Below are 16,368 nucleotides of genomic sequence, written 5' to 3'. Positions count from 1 at the left end.
TCTACTCTCCGTTGGCGCGGGTCATCGGTGCGGTCGGTCGACGGGTGGGGCGGGGGCGGCGGGCCGGTCGCTGCGCTGGGCGACGAGGGGTACGTGCTCTCCCGGGGCGGGCGCCGGCGGCTCGGTCAGCGCCCGGCGCACGCCGCTCACGATCCCGGCGGCGAGCAGCAGCCATCCCGCCTCTGCCAGATGCAAGGCCCAGTCGTTCCAGCGGACGGCGCTCGCGCCCGCGTAGACGATGACGGTGGTGACGCCGACGACGAGCCCGTAGCCGAGGCCCTCCCACAGTCCGAAGAGGCAGAGGCCGACGACGGGCCAGGCGAGGTACTGCACGGCGGAGCCGGTGCTGAGCAGAAGCAGCAGCGTGAGGGAGAGCGAGACGGCGTACGCGGCGCCGGTGGGGCGCACCCAGGCGAGCCAGGCACCCGCGGCCATGCACGCCAGCACCACCAGGAGATGGAAGTCGCTGTGCAGGGCCTCGACGAACGAGTCGGACGCGCCCGCCAGATCGGCGAAGCGTACGACGCCCCACAGCCTGGCCCGCCCGCCCTCGTACTCGAGGACCTTCTCCCGCAACGGGACGGGTACGGCCGCCAGCACCGGCCCCCACAGGAGCAGCATCACGGCCGCCAGACCCGCGCAGAACCGGACGGCGGCCGGACGGCCCGCCCGCACCGCCGCCACGATCAGGGCGGGGATCGCGACGACCGGGACGAGCTTGACGCTCACGGCCAGCGCCGCGGCGACGCCGGCGGCGAGCGGGGCACGGCGGTCGACGAGCAGGAAGGCCGCCAGGAGCATGAACATGATGGCGACGGAGTCGGTGTTCCCGTGATATCCGGAGGTGGCGAAGAGGACGGGACTGAGGGCACATCCGAGCGCGCACGCCGTGGCCGTCGCAAGTGTGCGGCGGCGGCGCAGGATCTCGAGAACGAGCAGGGCAGAGACGAGATCGGCGAGGCAGGCCGGCGCACGGATCAGGCTGCCGAACGGAATTCCGAGATTCTCCAGTTCATGGAATCCGGCGAGCATCCAGCTCGCGAGCGGCGGATGGTTGTAGACGGGCAGGCGCGGCATCGGGTGCTCATAGATGCGGACCGGTCCGACCTGGGCGATCGCGGTGGCGAAGGCGTCGAAGATGCGGACGTCCGCCGGTCCGCGCTTTTGGGCCGCGAGAATCATCTTGGCGACGAGAGCGAGCGCGGAGACACCGATGACGAGGATCCTGGCTCCTCGCACATCGAGCGTCGCCGTTGCCGTTCGCGTTCGCAGGTCCATGGCCGCCGAACGTAGCAATCCGGAACGTCAACATCTCGCACCGATAAACACACTTAAATGCCGGGGAGTTGACTGCGCTGCGATCTTCGGTGCATTCCCGGCACGTGAATCACCCGTACGGCGGGGTCGGCCGATCGCCTCGAGCATCGGCCCCGCGGCGTCTCAGGCCTGGAGCGCCGCCACGGCTCCCCGTGCCACGTCGTCGAGGTAGCCGTCCGGCAGCTCGCCCCGCACCACCACCAGCCGCCAGTACAGCGGTCCGACGATCACGTCGAGCGCCCGGTCCGGGTCCGCCGATTCCGGTAGTTCGCCGCGCGCCACCGCGTCCCGGACGATCAGAGCGGCCACGCCCCGCTGGCCGTCCAGCAGCGCCGCCTTGATCGCGTCCGCGATCTCGGGGTTGCGCGCCGCCTCCACCAGCAGGTCGGGGATGACCTGCGAGGCCACGGGATGGCGCAGCGCGTGCGCGGCGACCTCGAGCAGGGCGCGTACGTCCCCGTACAGGGATCCCGTCGCCGGCGCCGGCAGACCCTGTGCCGCGAAGGCCGAGACGAGGTCCAGCACCAGGGACAGCTTCGACTTCCAGCGCCGGTAGACGGCCGTCTTCCCGACACCGGCCCGCCGGGCGATGCCCTCGATCGACATCCGGGCGAAGCCGACCGCTGCCAATTCGTCGAAGACGGCGGCCCGGATGGCGTCGGTCACGTCCTCCCGGAGCACGGCGGCTCCTGCGGGGGCGCGTCGTGGGCTTCTGGGGTCGGTCGTCATGCCCAGGAGCATACGCGGCGACGACGAAACGGTTGCGTTCCGACGTGAAGACGTCCTACTGTTCCCGTAGCGACGATACGGTCCCGTTCCATCGGTCCCATCGAGGCTCCGGACCGCGCCCCGCCCCTGCACGCGCTTCGAAAGCGAGCCTGCGTGACCATCGCCAGCCCTACCGCACCCCCGGCGGACCCGGCACGAACGGCCCCTGCCGGCCCACCCGCTCCCGCCGCACCCACCGACCTGGCCGCGCTCGCCGCGCGCCACGGGCTGACCGTCAGCGGCGCCCGGCCGGGCCTCCCCGCCTACGTCGGACAGCTCTGGTCGCGGCGACACTTCATCACCGCGTTCGCGACCGCCAAACTCACCGCCCAGTACAGCCAGGCCCGCCTCGGGCAGCTCTGGCAGCTGATGACCCCGCTGCTCAACGCCGCCGTCTACTACCTGATCTTCGGCGTGCTGCTCGGCACCGCACACCATGTCCCCGACTTCGTGCCGTTCCTGGTCACGGGCGTGTTCATCTGGACCTTCACCGCCAACACGATCACGGCCGGCACCCGCGCGATCTCCGGAAACATCGGCCTCGTCAGAGCCCTGCACTTCCCGCGCGCCGCGCTGCCCGTCGCGCTCGCCCTGCAACAGCTCCAGCAACTGCTCTTCTCGCTCGGCGCACTGGTCGTGATCCTCGTCGGCTTCGGCCAGCTCCCGACGGCTTCCTGGCTGCTCGCGGTCCCCGCGCTGCTGCTCCAGGCGGTCTTCAGTACCGGCCTGTCCATGGCCATGGCACGCGTCGCCGCCCGTACCCCCGACGTCTCCCAACTGGTGCCGTTCCTGCTGCGCACCTGGATGTACGCGTCGGGCGTGATGTGGTCCGTCGACAAGGTTGTCGGCGACCGCGACCTGCCGCACCTGGTGGCTCTCGCGCTGCAGTACAACCCCGCCGCGCTCTACATCGACCTGGTGCGCTTCGCGTTCATCGAGTCGTTCACCGCGGACCGGCTGCCGCCGCACGTCTGGGCCGCGGCCCTGACGTGGGCCGTGCTCTGCGGAGCCGGTGGATTCCTGTACTTCTGGAAGGCTGAGGAGCAGTACGGCCGTGGCTGAGAACCCGACCCGTCCGACCGGAGACCCCACCCCCACCGTCGTCGTCGACGGCGTCCACATCACCTACAAGGTCAACGGCCCCCGCACCGGCCGGGGAAGCGCCACCTCCGCCCTCAGCCGGATCGTCTCCCGCGGCACGCACCCCGGCGTACGCAAGGTGCACGCCGTCAAGGGCGTCAGCTTCGCCGCGTACCGGGGCGAGGCGATCGGCCTGATCGGCTCCAACGGCTCGGGCAAGTCCACCCTGCTCAAGGCCGTCGCCGGCCTCCTGCCGACCGCGAAGGGCAAGGTCTACACGGCCGGGCAACCGTCCCTCCTCGGCGTCAACGCCGCGCTGATGTCCGACCTGACCGGCGAGCGCAACATCATCCTCGGCGGCCTCGCGATGGGAATGACCCGCGACCAGATCCGCGACCGCTACGACGACATCGTCGACTTCTCCGGCATCAACGAGAAGGGCGACTTCGTCTCGCTGCCGATGCGTACGTACTCCTCCGGCATGGGTGCCAGGCTGCGCTTCTCGATCGCCGCCGCCAAGAGCCACGACGTCCTGCTCATCGACGAGGCGCTCTCCACCGGCGACGCCCGCTTCCGCCGCCGCAGCCGGCAGCGCATCGAGGAACTGCGGCGGGAGGCCGGCACGGTCTTCCTGGTCAGTCACAGCAATGCGACCATCACCGAGAGCTGCGACCGCGCGCTCTGGCTGGAAGCGGGGGTCCTGCGGATGGACGGCCCGGCGAAGGAAGTCGTGGCGGCGTACGAGGAGTTCACGGCGGCCGGGAACAAGGGCGGCGCCGCGAACAAGGGCGGCGCCGGGACCGGGACCGCGAAGCAGCCCGCGCGGTAGGCTCCACTGCCGGTGCCGGACAGCCGAGGGGGCGGTTGGGATGGGCGGTCGAGGGCCTCAGCCACTGCGGGACGACGACCCGCGCGAGATCGCCGGATACCCGCTCCGGGCACGGATCGGTGAGGGCGGCATGGGAACCGTCTTCCTCACGCGAAGCCGCGACGGCGCGTCGCATCCCGTCGCCCTCAAGCTCATCCGCCGCGAGCACGCCCGGAACGAGAAGTTCCGCAGGCGCTTCGCCCGCGAGGTGGAGGCCGCGCGGCGGGTCAGCGGCCCGCATCTGGTCCAGGTCGTCGACCACGACGCGGAGGCGGACCTGCCGTGGCTCGCCACCCATTACGTCCCTGGCCTGCCCCTGGACGACGCCCTCGCCGGCCACGGGCCGCTGCCCCCGGAGTGCGTGCTGCGGCTTACGGCCGGGGCGGCTCGCGCGCTGGACGCCGTGCACACCGCGGGCCTCGTCCACCGTGACGTGAAGCCGGGGAACCTGCTGCTGTCCGCTGAAGGGCCATGGCTGCTCGACTTCGGCATCGCGCGCGCGGCGGACGGCACGTCCGTACTGACCACCGTCGGGCGGATGGTGGGCACGCCGAAGTACATGTCCCCCGAACACGCGCTGGGCCGGCAGGTCACGCCCGCCTCCGACGTGTTCACGCTGGGTCTCGTCGCCGCGGAGGCTGCCACCGGTCGCCACCCCTACGGCGAGGGCGGCGGCCTGGTCGTCGCCACCCGCATCGCCGGCACCGACCGCGAACCCCCGGACCTCTCCGCCCATCCGCCCGCCCTCCGCCGACTCCTGGCCGCCGCACTGGCGGCCCGCCCGGAGGACCGCCCGACAGCGGCGGAGGTGGCCGAACTGTGCGGCACCGGCCCGGGCTTCACCACGGCCGGGTGGCTCCCGAAGCGCATCGCCTCGGCGGTCACGGCCGTCGCCCGCGCGTCGGCCAAGGCCTCGCCCGACGCCCGCGACCCGCGGACCGGCTGGCTGCACCGCCTGCGCGGCGACGGCTGACATACGCAACGGACCCGGCCGCCCCCGAAGGTGCGACCGGGTCCGTGCGAAGGGCCGTCAGCTGTGCGTGCGCAGCAGCTGCCGCATCGTGCGCATCGCCACCGACAGGTTGGCCAGGTCGAACGTGTCCGAGCTCTGGATCTCCTCCAGCGTCGTCCGCGCCCGTCCCAGGATCGCCGCGTTCTTCTGCTCCCAGGCCTTGAAGCGCTCCTCCGGGGTCGAGGTCCCGTTGCCCACCGACAGCACGTCGGCCGTGAGCGCGGCGTGCGCCGCGTACAGGTCCTCACGGATGGAGGCACGGGCCATGGACTGCCAGCGGTCGGCCCGCGGCAGTTCGATGATCCGGTCCATCAGCTGGGTGATGGAGAGCCGGTCGGCGAGGTCGTAGTACACCTCGGCGACCGCCAGCGGGTCCTGGCCGGTGCGGTCCGAGATCGCCACGATGTCGAGCGTCGGGAAGGCGGACGAGAAGCCGGCCACCCTCAGCGCGAGGAACTCGGGGACGCCCGCCCCGGTGAGCTCGTCGAGGATGCCCTGGTACCACTCCAGGTCCGCGCCCCGCAGCATCTTCGGCAGCTCTGTCCACACCTGCTCGACGCGCTCCGCGAAGAACTCGATCGTCCCGGCCAGCTCCAGCGGCTGCGGCCGGTTGCCCAGCAGCCACCGCGTACCGCGCTCGACGAGACGGCGCGAGTGCAGCCGGATCCGGGTCTGGACGTCCGCCGCGACCTGGTTGTCGAGTGCCTCGACCGCGTCCCACACCGCGCTGAGCCCGAAGATCTCACGAGCCGCGGTCTGCGCCCGCACGATCTCCTCGATCGACGCGCCGGTCTCCTCACGAAGCCGGTGCAGGAACGTCGAACCACCGGTGTTGACCGTGTCGTTGACGAGCACCGTCGTCACGATCTCGCGGCGCAGCGCGTGCGCGTCGATCGCCTCGCCGAACTGCTCCCGCAGCGGCTTGGGGAAGTAGGCGTGCAGCAGCCGCCGCAGGTACGGGTCGTCCGGCAGGTCCGTCCCGATCAGCTCGTCCGCCACCGTGATCTTCGTGTAGGCGAGGAGGACGGCCAGCTCGGGCTGGCTGAGTCCCTTGCCCGCCCCCAGCAGTTCACGGATCTGACGGTCGTTGGGCAGGAACTCCAGCGCCCGGTCCAGGTGTCCGTCACGGCCGAGGCGGCGCATGAACCGCTGGTGGGCGTGGAGCAGGGACGGCGACTGGGCGACCGCGTTGGCGAGCGCGGTGTTCTGCGCGTAGTTGTTGCGCAGCACCAGCGCGCCGACCTCGTCGGTCATCTGCGCCAGCAGCTGGTTGCGCTGCTTGACGGTCATGTCGCCGTCCGCGACCAGGCCGTTGAGCAGGATCTTGATGTTGACCTCGTGGTCGGAGGTGTCGACGCCGGCGCTGTTGTCGATGGCGTCGGTGTTGATCTTTCCGCCGTTGCGGTCGAACTCGATCCGGCCGAGCTGGGTCAGACCCAGGTTGCCGCCCTCGCCGACGACCCGGACCCGCAGGTCCTCACCGTTGACGCGGATGGCGTCGTTGGCCTTGTCGCCGACGTCGGTGTGCGACTCGGTGGAGGCCTTGACGTAGGTGCCGATGCCGCCGTTCCACAGCAGGTCGACCGGGGCCTTGAGGATGGCCTGCATCAGCTCGGCCGGAGTCATCTTCGCGATGCCGGGGCGGATGCCGAGGGCCTCGCGCATCGCCGCGTTGACCGGGATCGACTTGGCCGTGCGCGGGTGGATGCCGCCGCCGTGGGACAGCAGTTCCTTGTTGTAGTCGGCCCAGGAGGAACGGGGCAGCTCGAAGAGCCGGCGGCGCTCGGCGTACGAGAGGGCCGCGTCCGGGTTCGGGTCGATGAAGATGTGGCGGTGGTCGAACGCCGCGACGAGCCGGATGTGCTCGCTGAGCAGCATGCCGTTGCCGAACACGTCACCGGACATGTCGCCGACGCCGACGACCGTGAAGTCCTGGGTCTGGGTGTCGTGGCCGAGCTCGCGGAAGTGCCGCTTGACCGACTCCCAGGCGCCGCGGGCCGTGATGCCCATGCCCTTGTGGTCGTATCCGGCGGAGCCGCCGGACGCGAAGGCGTCACCGAGCCAGAAGTTGTACGCGACCGCGACCTCGTTGGCGATGTCGGAGAACGACGCGGTGCCCTTGTCCGCGGCCACCACGAGGTACGTGTCGTCCTCGTCGTGCCGGACCACCTGGGCCGGCGGGACGACCTCGCCCGCGACCAGGTTGTCGGTGATGTCGAGCAGCGCCGAGATGAAGATCCGGTAGCAGGCGATGCCCTCGGCCAGCCAGGCGTCACGGTTCACCGACGGGTCGGGCAGCTGCTTGGCGACGAAGCCGCCCTTGGCGCCGACCGGCACGATCACGGTGTTCTTGACCATCTGCGCCTTGACCAGGCCGAGGATCTCCGTACGGAAGTCCTCACGCCGGTCGGACCAGCGCAGACCGCCTCGGGCGACCTTGCCGAAGCGCAGGTGGACGCCCTCGACCCGCGGCGAGTACACCCAGATCTCGAACGCGGGGCGCGGCGCCGGCAGGTCCGGGATGGCCTGCGGGTCGAACTTCATCGACACATAGCCGTGCGGGGCGCCGCCTGCCGCCTCCTGGAAGAAGTTGGTGCGCAGGGTGGCCTTGATGACGGTGAGGAAGGCACGCAGGATGCGGTCCTCGTCGAGGCTGGCGACCTGGTCGAGCGCGCCGTCGAGCTCCTCGAGCAGCCCGTCGATCAGCTCGGTGCCGGCCCGCTGACGGTCCGGCGACATCCGCGCCTCGAACAGCGAGATCAGCAGCCGGGTGGTGTGGACGTTGTTGCGGAGGGTGTCCTCCATGTAGTCCTGGCTGAAGGTCGAACCGGCCTGGCGCAGGTACTTCGCGTACGCGCGCAGCACCATCGCCTCGCGCCAGTTGAGCCCCGCGCCGAGCACCAGCGAGTTGAAGCCGTCGTTCTCGGCCTCGCCCGTCCACACGGCGGCGAAGGCGTCCTGGAAGCGCTCGCGGGCGTCGTCGGCGAGGTAGTCGCCGTTGGCGCCGGTCTTCGGCATGCGCAGCCCGAAGTCGTAGATCCAGGCGTGGGTCCGGTCGGCGCACCGCAGCTCGTACGGGCGCTCGTCGACGACCTCGCAGCCGAGGCGCTGCAGCACCGGCAGCACCGCGGACAGGGAGACCTGCTCACCGGTCCGGTAGATCTTGAAGCGCCGCTCGCCGGGGCCCGCCCCGACCGGCTCGTACAGGGACAGCGCGAAGTCCTTGCCGGACTCGGCGAGCTCCTCCATGCGGACCAGGTCGGCCACGGCGGAGCGCGGCGAGTGGTCGGCCTTGTAGCCCTCCTGGAAGGCGCCCGCGTAGCGGCGCAGCAGCTCGGCGGCGCGTTCCTCGCCGAACTCGGCGTTCAGCGCCTCGCCGAAGCCGTCGGCCCAGGAGCGTGCCGCCTCGACCAGGCGCGCCTCGATGCGCTCGGTGTCGGCGTCGGTGAGGTGCGGCAGCTCGGTGCCGACGGGGACCCGCACCACGAAGTGGATACGGGAGAGGATCGACTCGGTGTTCCAGGCGGTGAAGTCGACGCTGGTGCCGCCGAGTTCCTCCTTGAGGATGTCGATCAGGCGCAGCCGCACACCGGTGGTGTAGCGGTCACGCGGCAGGTAGACCAGCGCGGAGTAGTAGCGCCCGTACTCGTCCTGCCGCAGGTACAGCCGCAGCCTGCGGCGCTCCTGGAGGTAGAGGACGCTGGTGACGATCGCACGCAGCTGGTCGGCGGGCGTCTGGAAGAGCTCGTCACGCGGGTACGTCTCGAGGATCTGCAGCAGGTCGCGGCCGTCGTGGCTGTTGGGCGAGAAGCCCGCGCCCTCCAGGACCTCCGCGACCTTGCGGCGGACGACGGGCACGCGGCGCACCGACTCGGTGTACGCGGCGGAGGAGAACAGGCCGAGGAAGCGGCGCTCCCCGACGACGTTGCCCTCGGCGTCGAACTTCTTGACGCCGATGTAGTCCAGGTAGCTGGGGCGGTGCACGGTGGCGCGGCTGTTGGCCTTCGTCAGCACGAGCAGCTTGTGCTCACGGGCCTTGGCGCGGGCGTCGGCCGGCAGCCGGCTGAAGGACGGGCTGACCGGGTGGGCCTCGTCCTCGTGGTGCGGCGGGTCGGAGCGCAGAATGCCGAGGCCGGTGCCGGGGACGGCGGCCAGCGCGTCGGCGTCGGTGAGCTCGTACTCCCGGTAGCCGAGGAAGGTGAAGTGGTCGGCGGAGAGCCAGCGCAGCAGCTCCCGGGCCTCCTCGACCTCCTGCTCCGGCAGGTCGTCGGCCTTGGGCTCGTCAGGCAGCTGTTCGGCGATGCGCAGCGCGGCGTCGCGCATCTTCTCCCAGTCCTCGACGGCCTCTCGGACGTCGGACAGGACACGCAGCAGATCGGCGGTGATCTGCTTCAGGTCGGCGCGGTCGGTCTCGCGGTCGATCTCGACGTGGATCCAGGACTCGACGAGGGCGTCGTGCGGGAGGTCCTTGGCGTGCGTGTCGGAGGGCAGGACCTCGATGAGCTTGCCGGTCACATCACGGCGGACGACGACCTGCGGGTGGATCACGACATGGATGCCGCGGCCCTGGCGGGAGAGCTCGTTGGTGACGGAGTCGACGAGGAAGGGCATGTCGTCGGTGACGACTTCCACGACGGAGTGGCTGCAGGTCCAGCCGTTCTCCTCCACGGTCGGCGTGTGGACGCGGACGTTAGCGGTGCCCTGCGGGCGGTTTTCCGCCAGCCGGTAGTGGGAAAGTGCCGCACCGAAGACGTCGACCGGGTCGCGGTCGGTGAGGTCCTCCGGAGCTGTGTGCAGGTAGTAGCGCTGGAGGTACGTGAGCAGGGTGTCCCGGTCAGGACGCTTCCCTTGCTCTGTCCCAGTCGGAAGGTGCCCCCCGGCCGGGCTGTTCTCAGCTACCCGGGCGGCCCGTGCGAGCAGCTCGGCCTTGGCTTCGTCCAGCTTGGTCTGCATGTCCTCTGGCTCCTGTCGCGCGCCGTTGCGTGACGTAGGTGAAAGATGCGACGAATCGCCGCGTCCCGGGGTGTCCGGTCGCAGTCGACGGTATGCCGCGATGAGAGTCGTCCGAGCCGTTATCGGCCAATTCTGTCTGGCGGAGACAGTCCGGACGGGAGGGGTCAGCGATCGCCCGGACGCGGTGGCGGTCCGGGCGCAGGCCGGGGGCTTCGCTGCCCCCACGGCATATCGCGCTGATCACGCCCCCAGGCTATCTCCCCGCACCCCCGCCCCGTCATGAGCCGTATGTGTACAAAAGCGGGGTCCGAAGTTTGACAGTCTGGACAGCGACACAGGCCCTCTTGGCAACCAATCAACCGGGAGCAGCCATGACCACGAAGATCCTCATCGTCACCGGGGACGCCGCAGAGTCCCTGGAGGTCCTCTACCCGTACCAGCGGCTGCTGGAAGAGGGGTACGAGGTGCACATCGCGGCCCCCGCCCGCAAGAAGCTGCAGTTCGTCGTGCACGACTTCGAGCCGGGCTTCGACACCTACACCGAGAAGCCGGGCTACACCTGGCAGGCGGACCTGGCCTTCTCCGAGGTCGAGCCCGGGGCGTACGCCGCCATCGTGATCCCCGGCGGCCGCGCGCCCGAGTACCTGCGCAACGACCCCGAGCTCCGCAAGATCCTCAAGGCGTTCTTCGATTCCGACAAGCCGGTGGCCCAGATCTGTCACGGCCCGCTGCTGACAGCGGCGACCGGCGGGCTGGAGGGACGCCGGGTCACCTCGTACCCCGCGCTCGAACTGGACATGCAGGCCGCCGGGGCGTCGTTCCAGGACGTCGCGGCTGTCGTGGACGGTTCGCTGGTCTCCTCGCGCGCCTGGCCGGACCATCCGGTGTGGATGCGGGAGTTCCTCAAGGTGCTGCGGGCGACGGCGCCGGTGACGTGACGCTCGTGGCCGGTCAGCCGGCCACGAGCTCCTCCGCCACCTCGACGGCCTCCTGGAGCGAGTCGACGACCGGCACCCCGACGCTCTCCAGACTGGCGCGGCTGTGCGATCCGCCTGTGTACAGCACGGCCTTCGCGCCGACGTGAGCGGCGGCGACGGCGTCGTCCGCCGCGTCACCGATGACGACGACGTGCTCGGCCCGCACGCCGGCGAGCTGCGCCAGGTGCCGCACCATGTGCTCGGCCTTGCCCGCGGTCGACGCGCCGGTCCGGCCGTCGACCCGGACGAAACGCTCCTCGATGCCGTGCCGGCGCACGATCGGCACCAGGTGTTCGTGAGGGGCGAGGGACAGCAGCGACTGGGTCAGACCGGCACTCTGGCGGCGGGTGAGCAGCTCCGCGGCGCCCTCGGCGAGGGTGCATGTCTCGGCCCGGGTCCAGTAGTGCTTGTGGAAGGCCGCGTCCATCACGAGCCATTCGTCATTCGTCGGCAGCCGTCCCATGAGCCGCTCGTAGAAACGGGGGACGGGCACGCAGTACAGCTCCCGGTACCGCTCGAGCGTGATCTGCTCCAGCCCCAGCTCCGCGAACGCGGCGTTCGTCGCCGCGATGACGGCGCCGATGTCGTCGAGCAGTGTGCCGTTCCAGTCCCAGACCAGATGCGCCTGCTTCCCCTGCTTGCCCATGGCGAAACGGTACAGGCCGGGACCGACAGCCCGGCGCGCGGCCGGTCAGCCGGTACGACAGCCCGTGGCCGGTCAGCCGGTACGACCCGCCGCGGCCGGTCAGCCGACGATGTTCGGGATCTCCTGCACGCCGAACCAGAGCAGCTCGTGGTCCTCCGCGCCGTCGACCGTGAACTGCGCGTCGTCGTCACCGTGGTCGGCCGCGCCGAGCGCCGCGACCGCGGCCGAGACGTCGTCCATCGCGTCGTCGGCGTCCACATGGACGGCGGCCGCCTTGGACATCGGCACCGCCCTGGCGATCCGCACCTCGCCGAGCGCACCGGCGTCGAGGATCTGGTCGGGATCGGCGACCGCGTCCTGGTCCGGCACGTCGACGGCCACGACCGCGCGGCGCCGGGCCGCGTCCGGGTCGCCGGCGATCAGACGCAGGGAAGCGGCGGCGGCGCGGCTGAGCGCCGCGTACTCCAGTTCCTCGATGTCGTCGGAGACGTACCACTCGCGCAGTCCGGGCGTGACGGCGTAGGCGGTCAGCGGGCCGGGGCCCAGTTCGCCCGCCTTGTGCGCCGCTGCGAGACCGGGAAGGGTCAGGGGGACGTACACGCGCATGACAGGCCGCTTTCGTAGTCGGTGATCGCCCCTCAGGATACGTGCGGCGTACCCCTTCGGGGTGCGCCCGGTCGCCCTCCCGCCGTCCACCTGGCACCCCGTCGAAGGCCCGTGCGGCCCGTCCGTACAGCGCCTCGTCACCCTGATAGGTGAAGCTCACGGCCGCCGCCTCGGGTGCTTTCGCCGCTTTGCGGCAAAGGTGCGGACGCCATAGAAGTTCCCCGTCGAAGCTACCTCCCGGTACCCAGCCCGGGACCAGCACATCGGGGGCGATCCGTATGGACAGGACCAGGCCCGCAGGCCGCCACGACCAGCGCAGGCCCGCAGCCCACGCGGCGGCGGCACTGACCCGGGCACGCGGCAGGCTGCACAAACCGCACTACTGGTTCGCCGACCGCCTGCTCGCGGTACTGAGCGGCCGGCGCCCGGTGCACTGGATGCTCGGGCACACGATCGGCGAGGCCTACGAACAGTTGGTCCGGCTCGCCCCGGGGACGCCGTTGCTTCCGGCGGACCGGGCCACGCCGGTCGTCCGCCACTGCGGCGAGTTCCACCCGGGGCCGGGCGTGATCGAGGCGTTCGCCCGCATCGGCTCGGGCGACCGGGTCAGCGCGATGGCGTTCCGGCTGGAGCAGGGCCGGGACCTGCGCTGGCGCTGTGCGGCGATCGAGGTCGCGGTGGACCGGTGAGCGGCCGGCCGTGGCCCCGGAAGCCGGGCAGCGGCCTCCCGTCGTCCGGGGGCCGGCTGAGGGCTTCCGGCCGGAGGGCGGGCGCCGCGGCGTCCCGTCGCGTGGGCCGCCTGAGCTTCCGGCCGGGCCGCAGGCCGGAGGTGCGACGCGGCATTCCCTCAGCGGTCCGGCCGGGGCAACGGCCCCGTGCGCCAGGGTGCTGCCTGGGGTCGCCTGAGGGGTGCTGAGCGGGACGGGTACTGGCGCAGGCCCGGCGCACGGGCCTGCGGCCCGCTGAGGGCCCTGAGCGACCCCGGCCGGGCATCCGTCCGCCCCGCCGCCGGGAGAACCGCCACGCTGCCTGGGAGGACGTCCGAGGGCGAGAAGCCCGGGCCCGGCCGCCGGGGCCGCTTCGGTGAAGCCCGGGTCGCGCGGGCGGCCGGACCCGCCCGTCGGCGGAAACGCGGCCGGGGCCGGACACCCCTCGGTGTCCGGCCCCGGCCGTCGGATACTGCGTACCCGGTCACTTCTTGCGACGACGCCCCGCCGTCTTCTGGGCCTTGCGACGCTCCGCCCGCGTCATCCCGTCCGACTCCGACCGCGACGAGCCGTCGCCGTTGTCGAAGTCGCCCTCGACCACGCCGCCCTCGCCGTCGACCGTCGGCGCGGAGAAGTGCAGCCGGTCGGGACGCTGCGGGGTCTCGAGCCCCTTCGCGCGGATCTCGGGACGGCCCGCGCCGGCCGGCACCGCGTCCTCCTTGGCCAGCGAGGTCTTCGCCGCCGCGTCCTGCACCGGGACCTCCTCGACCTGCTGCTCGACCTGGACCTCCAGGTTGAACAGGTAGCCGACGGACTCCTCCTTGATGCCCTCCATCATGGCGGTGAACATGTCGAAGCCCTCGCGCTGGTACTCGACCAGGGGGTCCTTCTGCGCCATCGCGCGCAGGCCGATGCCCTCCTGGAGGTAGTCCATCTCGTAGAGGTGCTCGCGCCACTTGCGGTCCAGGACCGACAGCACCACGCGCCGCTCGAGCTCACGCATGATGTCCGAGCCGAGCTGCTTCTCACGCTCGTCGTACTGCTGGTGGATGTCGTCCTTGATCGAGTCGGCGATGAACTCGGCGGTGATACCGGCACGGTCGCCGGCCGCCTCCTCCAGCTCCTCGACGGTGATCTTCACCGGGTAGAGCTGCTTGAACGCGCCCCACAGGCGGTCCAGGTCCCACTCCTCGGCGAAGCCCTCGACCGTCTCCGCCTGGATGTAGGCGTCGATGGTGTCGTCCATGAAGTGACGCACCTGCTCGTGCAGGTCCTCACCCTCGAGGACGCGGCGGCGCTCGCCGTAGATGACCTCGCGCTGCCGGTTGAGCACCTCGTCGTACTTCAGGACGTTCTTACGGGTCTCGAAGTTCTGCTGCTCGACCTGGGACTGCGCGGAGGCGATCGCGCGCGTCACCATCTTGTTCTCGATCGGGACGTCGTCCGGCACGTTCGCCATCGACATCACGCGCTCGACCATCTGCGCCTTGAACAGGCGCATCAGGTCGTCGCCGAGCGAGAGGTAGAAACGGGACTCGCCGGGGTCGCCCTGACGGCCGGAACGACCGCGCAGCTGGTTGTCGATACGGCGGGACTCGTGGCGCTCGGTGCCCAGCACGTACAGGCCGCCGAGCTCCTTGACCTCGTCGTGCTCGGCCTTCACGGCCGCCTCGGCGCGCTCCAGCGCGGCGGGCAGGGCCGCGGCCCACTCCTCGACGTGCTCGACGGGGTCGAGACCGGCCTGGCGCAGCTCGGCCTCCGCGAGGTCGTCCGGGTTGCCGCCGAGCTTGATGTCGGTACCACGGCCGGCCATGTTCGTGGCGACGGTGACGGCGCCCTTGCGGCCGGCCTGGGCGACGATCGTCGCCTCACGGTCGTGCTGCTTGGCGTTGAGGACCTCGTGCTGGATGCCGCGCTTGCTCAGCTGCTGCGAGAGGTACTCGGACTTCTCGACCGAGGTGGTGCCGACCAGGATCGGCTGGCCCTTCTCGTGCTTCTCCGCGATGTCGTCCACGACGGCGGCGAACTTCGCGACCTCGGTGCGGTAGATCAGGTCGGACTGGTCCTTGCGGACCATCGGCCTGTTCGTCGGGATCGGGACGACACCGAGCTTGTAGATCTGGTGGAACTCGGCGGCCTCGGTCATCGCCGTACCGGTCATGCCGGAGAGCTTGTCGTAGAGGCGGAAGAAGTTCTGGAGGGTGATCGTGGCGAGCGTCTGGTTCTCGTCCTTGATGTCCACCCCTTCCTTCGCCTCGATCGCCTGGTGCATGCCCTCGTTGTAGCGGCGGCCGGCGAGGATACGGCCGGTGTGCTCGTCGACGATCATGACTTCGCCGTCGATGACGACGTAGTCCTTGTCCTTCTTGAACAGTTCCTTGGCCTTGATGGCGTTGTTCAGGTAGCCGACGAGGGGGGTGTTCACCGACTCGTAGAGGTTGTCGATGCCGAGCCAGTCCTCGACCTTGGCGACGCCGGACTCGTGGATCGCGACGGTGCGCTTCTTCTCGTCGACCTCGTAGTCGCCGGTCTCCTCGATGCCCTTGAGCTGGTTCCCCGCCTCGCCCCTGGTGAGACGCGTCACCAGCTTGGCGAAGTCGCCGTACCACTTGGTGGCCTGGTCGGCGGGACCGGAGATGATCAGCGGGGTACGGGCCTCGTCGACGAGGATCGAGTCGACCTCGTCGACCACGGCGAAGTTGTGGCCGCGCTGGACGAGCTCGTCCTTGGACCACGCCATGTTGTCGCGCAGGTAGTCGAAGCCGAACTCGTTGTTCGTGCCGTAGGTGATGTCGCAGTTGTACTGCTCACGGCGCTGGGCCGGCGACATGTTGGCGAGGATGCAGCCGACTTCGAGGCCCAGGAACTTGTGGACGCGGCCCATCATCTCGGAGTCGCGCTCGGCGAGGTAGTCGTTCACCGTGATCAGGTGGACGCCCTTGCCGGACAGTGCGTTCAGATACGTGGGCAGCGTGCCGACGAGGGTCTTGCCCTCACCGGTCTTCATTTCGGCGACATAGCCGAGGTGCAGGGCGGCGCCGCCCATGAGCTGGACGTCGTAGTGGCGCTGGCCGAGCACTCGCTTGGCGGCCTCACGCACGGTGGCGAACGCCTCGGGAAGCAGGTCGTCCAGGCTCTCACCGTCTGCGTAACGCTGCTTGTACTCGTCCGTGAGCGCCCGCAACTCGGCGTCGGAGAGGTTGACGAAGTCCTCTTCGATGGAGTTGACCTGGTCCGCGATGCGGTGCAGTTTGCGCAGGATCTTGCCTTCGCCTGCACGCATGAGCTTGTTGAAGACGGACACTGAGGTTGGTCTCCTTGCCGGTCGGGCCTGGCACTGGGTCTGTGGTGGACACTGGCGCGGGCACGGCAGGTGGGCCCCACCGCATCGGCCATCGTAAGCGAGGACCCGGCCGCGTCGGGAGGTCCATGGC

The 16,368-nt window shown here is 70.6% G+C and carries 11 protein-coding genes; 5 read left to right on the top strand and 6 right to left on the bottom strand.

Translation table 11 applies throughout. The features are described from left to right. Positions 1-21: 21 nt before the first annotated feature. Complete coding sequence (locus ACIPJI_RS00130) at positions 22-1,278, bottom strand: glycosyltransferase family 39 protein (RefSeq protein WP_402243674.1); 1,257 nt, start codon at positions 1,276-1,278, stop codon at positions 22-24. A gap of 162 nt (positions 1,279-1,440) precedes the next feature. Further along, positions 1,441-2,046, bottom strand: a complete 606-nt coding sequence (locus ACIPJI_RS00125) for a TetR/AcrR family transcriptional regulator (RefSeq protein ID WP_307706703.1) — start codon at positions 2,044-2,046, stop codon at positions 1,441-1,443. A 159-nt stretch (positions 2,047-2,205) separates the two neighbouring features. Here ACIPJI_RS00125 and ACIPJI_RS00120 point away from each other — a divergent pair, with 159 nt between their 5' ends. From ACIPJI_RS00120 to ACIPJI_RS00110, 3 genes are read left to right on the top strand one after another with little or no spacing between them, the layout of a single operon-like run. Continuing rightward, the gene (locus ACIPJI_RS00120) at positions 2,206-3,147 is read left to right on the top strand and encodes an ABC transporter permease (protein WP_402244693.1); all 942 of its coding nucleotides are present in this window, start codon (positions 2,206-2,208) and stop codon (positions 3,145-3,147) included. Beyond that, the gene (locus ACIPJI_RS00115) at positions 3,140-3,994 is read left to right on the top strand and encodes an ABC transporter ATP-binding protein (protein ID WP_402243672.1); all 855 of its coding nucleotides are present in this window, start codon (positions 3,140-3,142) and stop codon (positions 3,992-3,994) included. The genes ACIPJI_RS00120 and ACIPJI_RS00115 overlap by 8 nt, the downstream gene beginning before the upstream one ends. 40 nt (positions 3,995-4,034) lie before the next feature. Then, entirely contained in the window at positions 4,035-5,006 is a 972-nt protein-coding gene (locus ACIPJI_RS00110; RefSeq protein ID WP_356622041.1) for a serine/threonine-protein kinase, read from the top strand. Between the two features lie 57 nt (positions 5,007-5,063). Here ACIPJI_RS00110 and ACIPJI_RS00105 read toward each other — a convergent pair whose 3' ends face one another. After that, positions 5,064-9,998 (bottom strand): NAD-glutamate dehydrogenase, encoded by a 4,935-nt coding sequence (locus tag ACIPJI_RS00105; protein WP_402243670.1) that lies wholly within the window; start codon positions 9,996-9,998, stop codon positions 5,064-5,066. 371 nt (positions 9,999-10,369) lie between these two features. On the opposite strand from ACIPJI_RS00105, the gene ACIPJI_RS00100 reads away from it, so the two are divergent. Then, complete coding sequence (locus ACIPJI_RS00100) at positions 10,370-10,936, top strand: DJ-1/PfpI family protein (RefSeq protein ID WP_005316866.1); 567 nt, start codon at positions 10,370-10,372, stop codon at positions 10,934-10,936. Positions 10,937-10,949: 13 nt separating this feature from the next. Here the strand turns inward: ACIPJI_RS00100 and ACIPJI_RS00095 are convergent, their stop codons facing one another. Both ACIPJI_RS00095 and ACIPJI_RS00090 read right to left on the bottom strand, forming a co-directional pair. After that, positions 10,950-11,621, bottom strand: coding sequence for an HAD family hydrolase (locus ACIPJI_RS00095; protein WP_402243668.1), 672 nt, complete (start codon positions 11,619-11,621; stop codon positions 10,950-10,952). Between the two features lie 99 nt (positions 11,622-11,720). Then, on the bottom strand, positions 11,721-12,227 hold the full coding sequence (locus tag ACIPJI_RS00090; protein ID WP_402243666.1) for a DUF6912 family protein: 507 nt from the start codon (positions 12,225-12,227) through the stop codon (positions 11,721-11,723). Between the two features lie 278 nt (positions 12,228-12,505). Here ACIPJI_RS00090 and ACIPJI_RS00085 point away from each other — a divergent pair, with 278 nt between their 5' ends. Continuing rightward, positions 12,506-12,916, top strand: coding sequence for an Rv3235 family protein (locus ACIPJI_RS00085; protein ID WP_402243665.1), 411 nt, complete (start codon positions 12,506-12,508; stop codon positions 12,914-12,916). Positions 12,917-13,418: 502 nt separating this feature from the next. On the opposite strand, the gene secA is transcribed toward ACIPJI_RS00085, so the two are convergent. Further along, positions 13,419-16,238 carry a preprotein translocase subunit SecA gene (gene secA, locus ACIPJI_RS00080; RefSeq protein WP_307706711.1) on the bottom strand — a complete coding sequence of 940 codons (2,820 nt, stop codon included), beginning with the start codon at positions 16,236-16,238 and terminating at the stop codon, positions 13,419-13,421. Positions 16,239-16,368 lie beyond the last annotated feature (130 nt).

The sequence above is a fragment of the Streptomyces sp. NPDC086835 genome (genome assembly GCF_044745705.1).
In the GTDB taxonomy this organism is placed as follows: domain Bacteria; phylum Actinomycetota; class Actinomycetes; order Streptomycetales; family Streptomycetaceae; genus Streptomyces.
This window is presented reverse-complemented; position numbering and strand designations above follow the sequence as displayed.

Excerpts from the sequence above, each read along its gene's own strand:
- ACIPJI_RS00100 (WP_005316866.1), top strand. The coding sequence starts at position 10,370 with ATGACCACGAAGATCCTCATCGTCACCGGGGACGCCGCAGAGTCCCTG.
- ACIPJI_RS00130 (WP_402243674.1), bottom strand. The coding sequence starts at position 1,278 with ATGGACCTGCGAACGCGAACGGCAACGGCGACGCTCGATGTGCGAGGA.
- ACIPJI_RS00085 (WP_402243665.1), top strand. The coding sequence starts at position 12,506 with ATGGACAGGACCAGGCCCGCAGGCCGCCACGACCAGCGCAGGCCCGCA.
- ACIPJI_RS00090 (WP_402243666.1), bottom strand. The coding sequence starts at position 12,227 with ATGCGCGTGTACGTCCCCCTGACCCTTCCCGGTCTCGCAGCGGCGCAC.
- ACIPJI_RS00095 (WP_402243668.1), bottom strand. The coding sequence starts at position 11,621 with ATGGGCAAGCAGGGGAAGCAGGCGCATCTGGTCTGGGACTGGAACGGC.
- ACIPJI_RS00110 (WP_356622041.1), top strand. The coding sequence starts at position 4,035 with ATGGGCGGTCGAGGGCCTCAGCCACTGCGGGACGACGACCCGCGCGAG.
- ACIPJI_RS00125 (WP_307706703.1), bottom strand. The coding sequence starts at position 2,046 with ATGACGACCGACCCCAGAAGCCCACGACGCGCCCCCGCAGGAGCCGCC.
- ACIPJI_RS00105 (WP_402243670.1), bottom strand. The coding sequence starts at position 9,998 with ATGCAGACCAAGCTGGACGAAGCCAAGGCCGAGCTGCTCGCACGGGCC.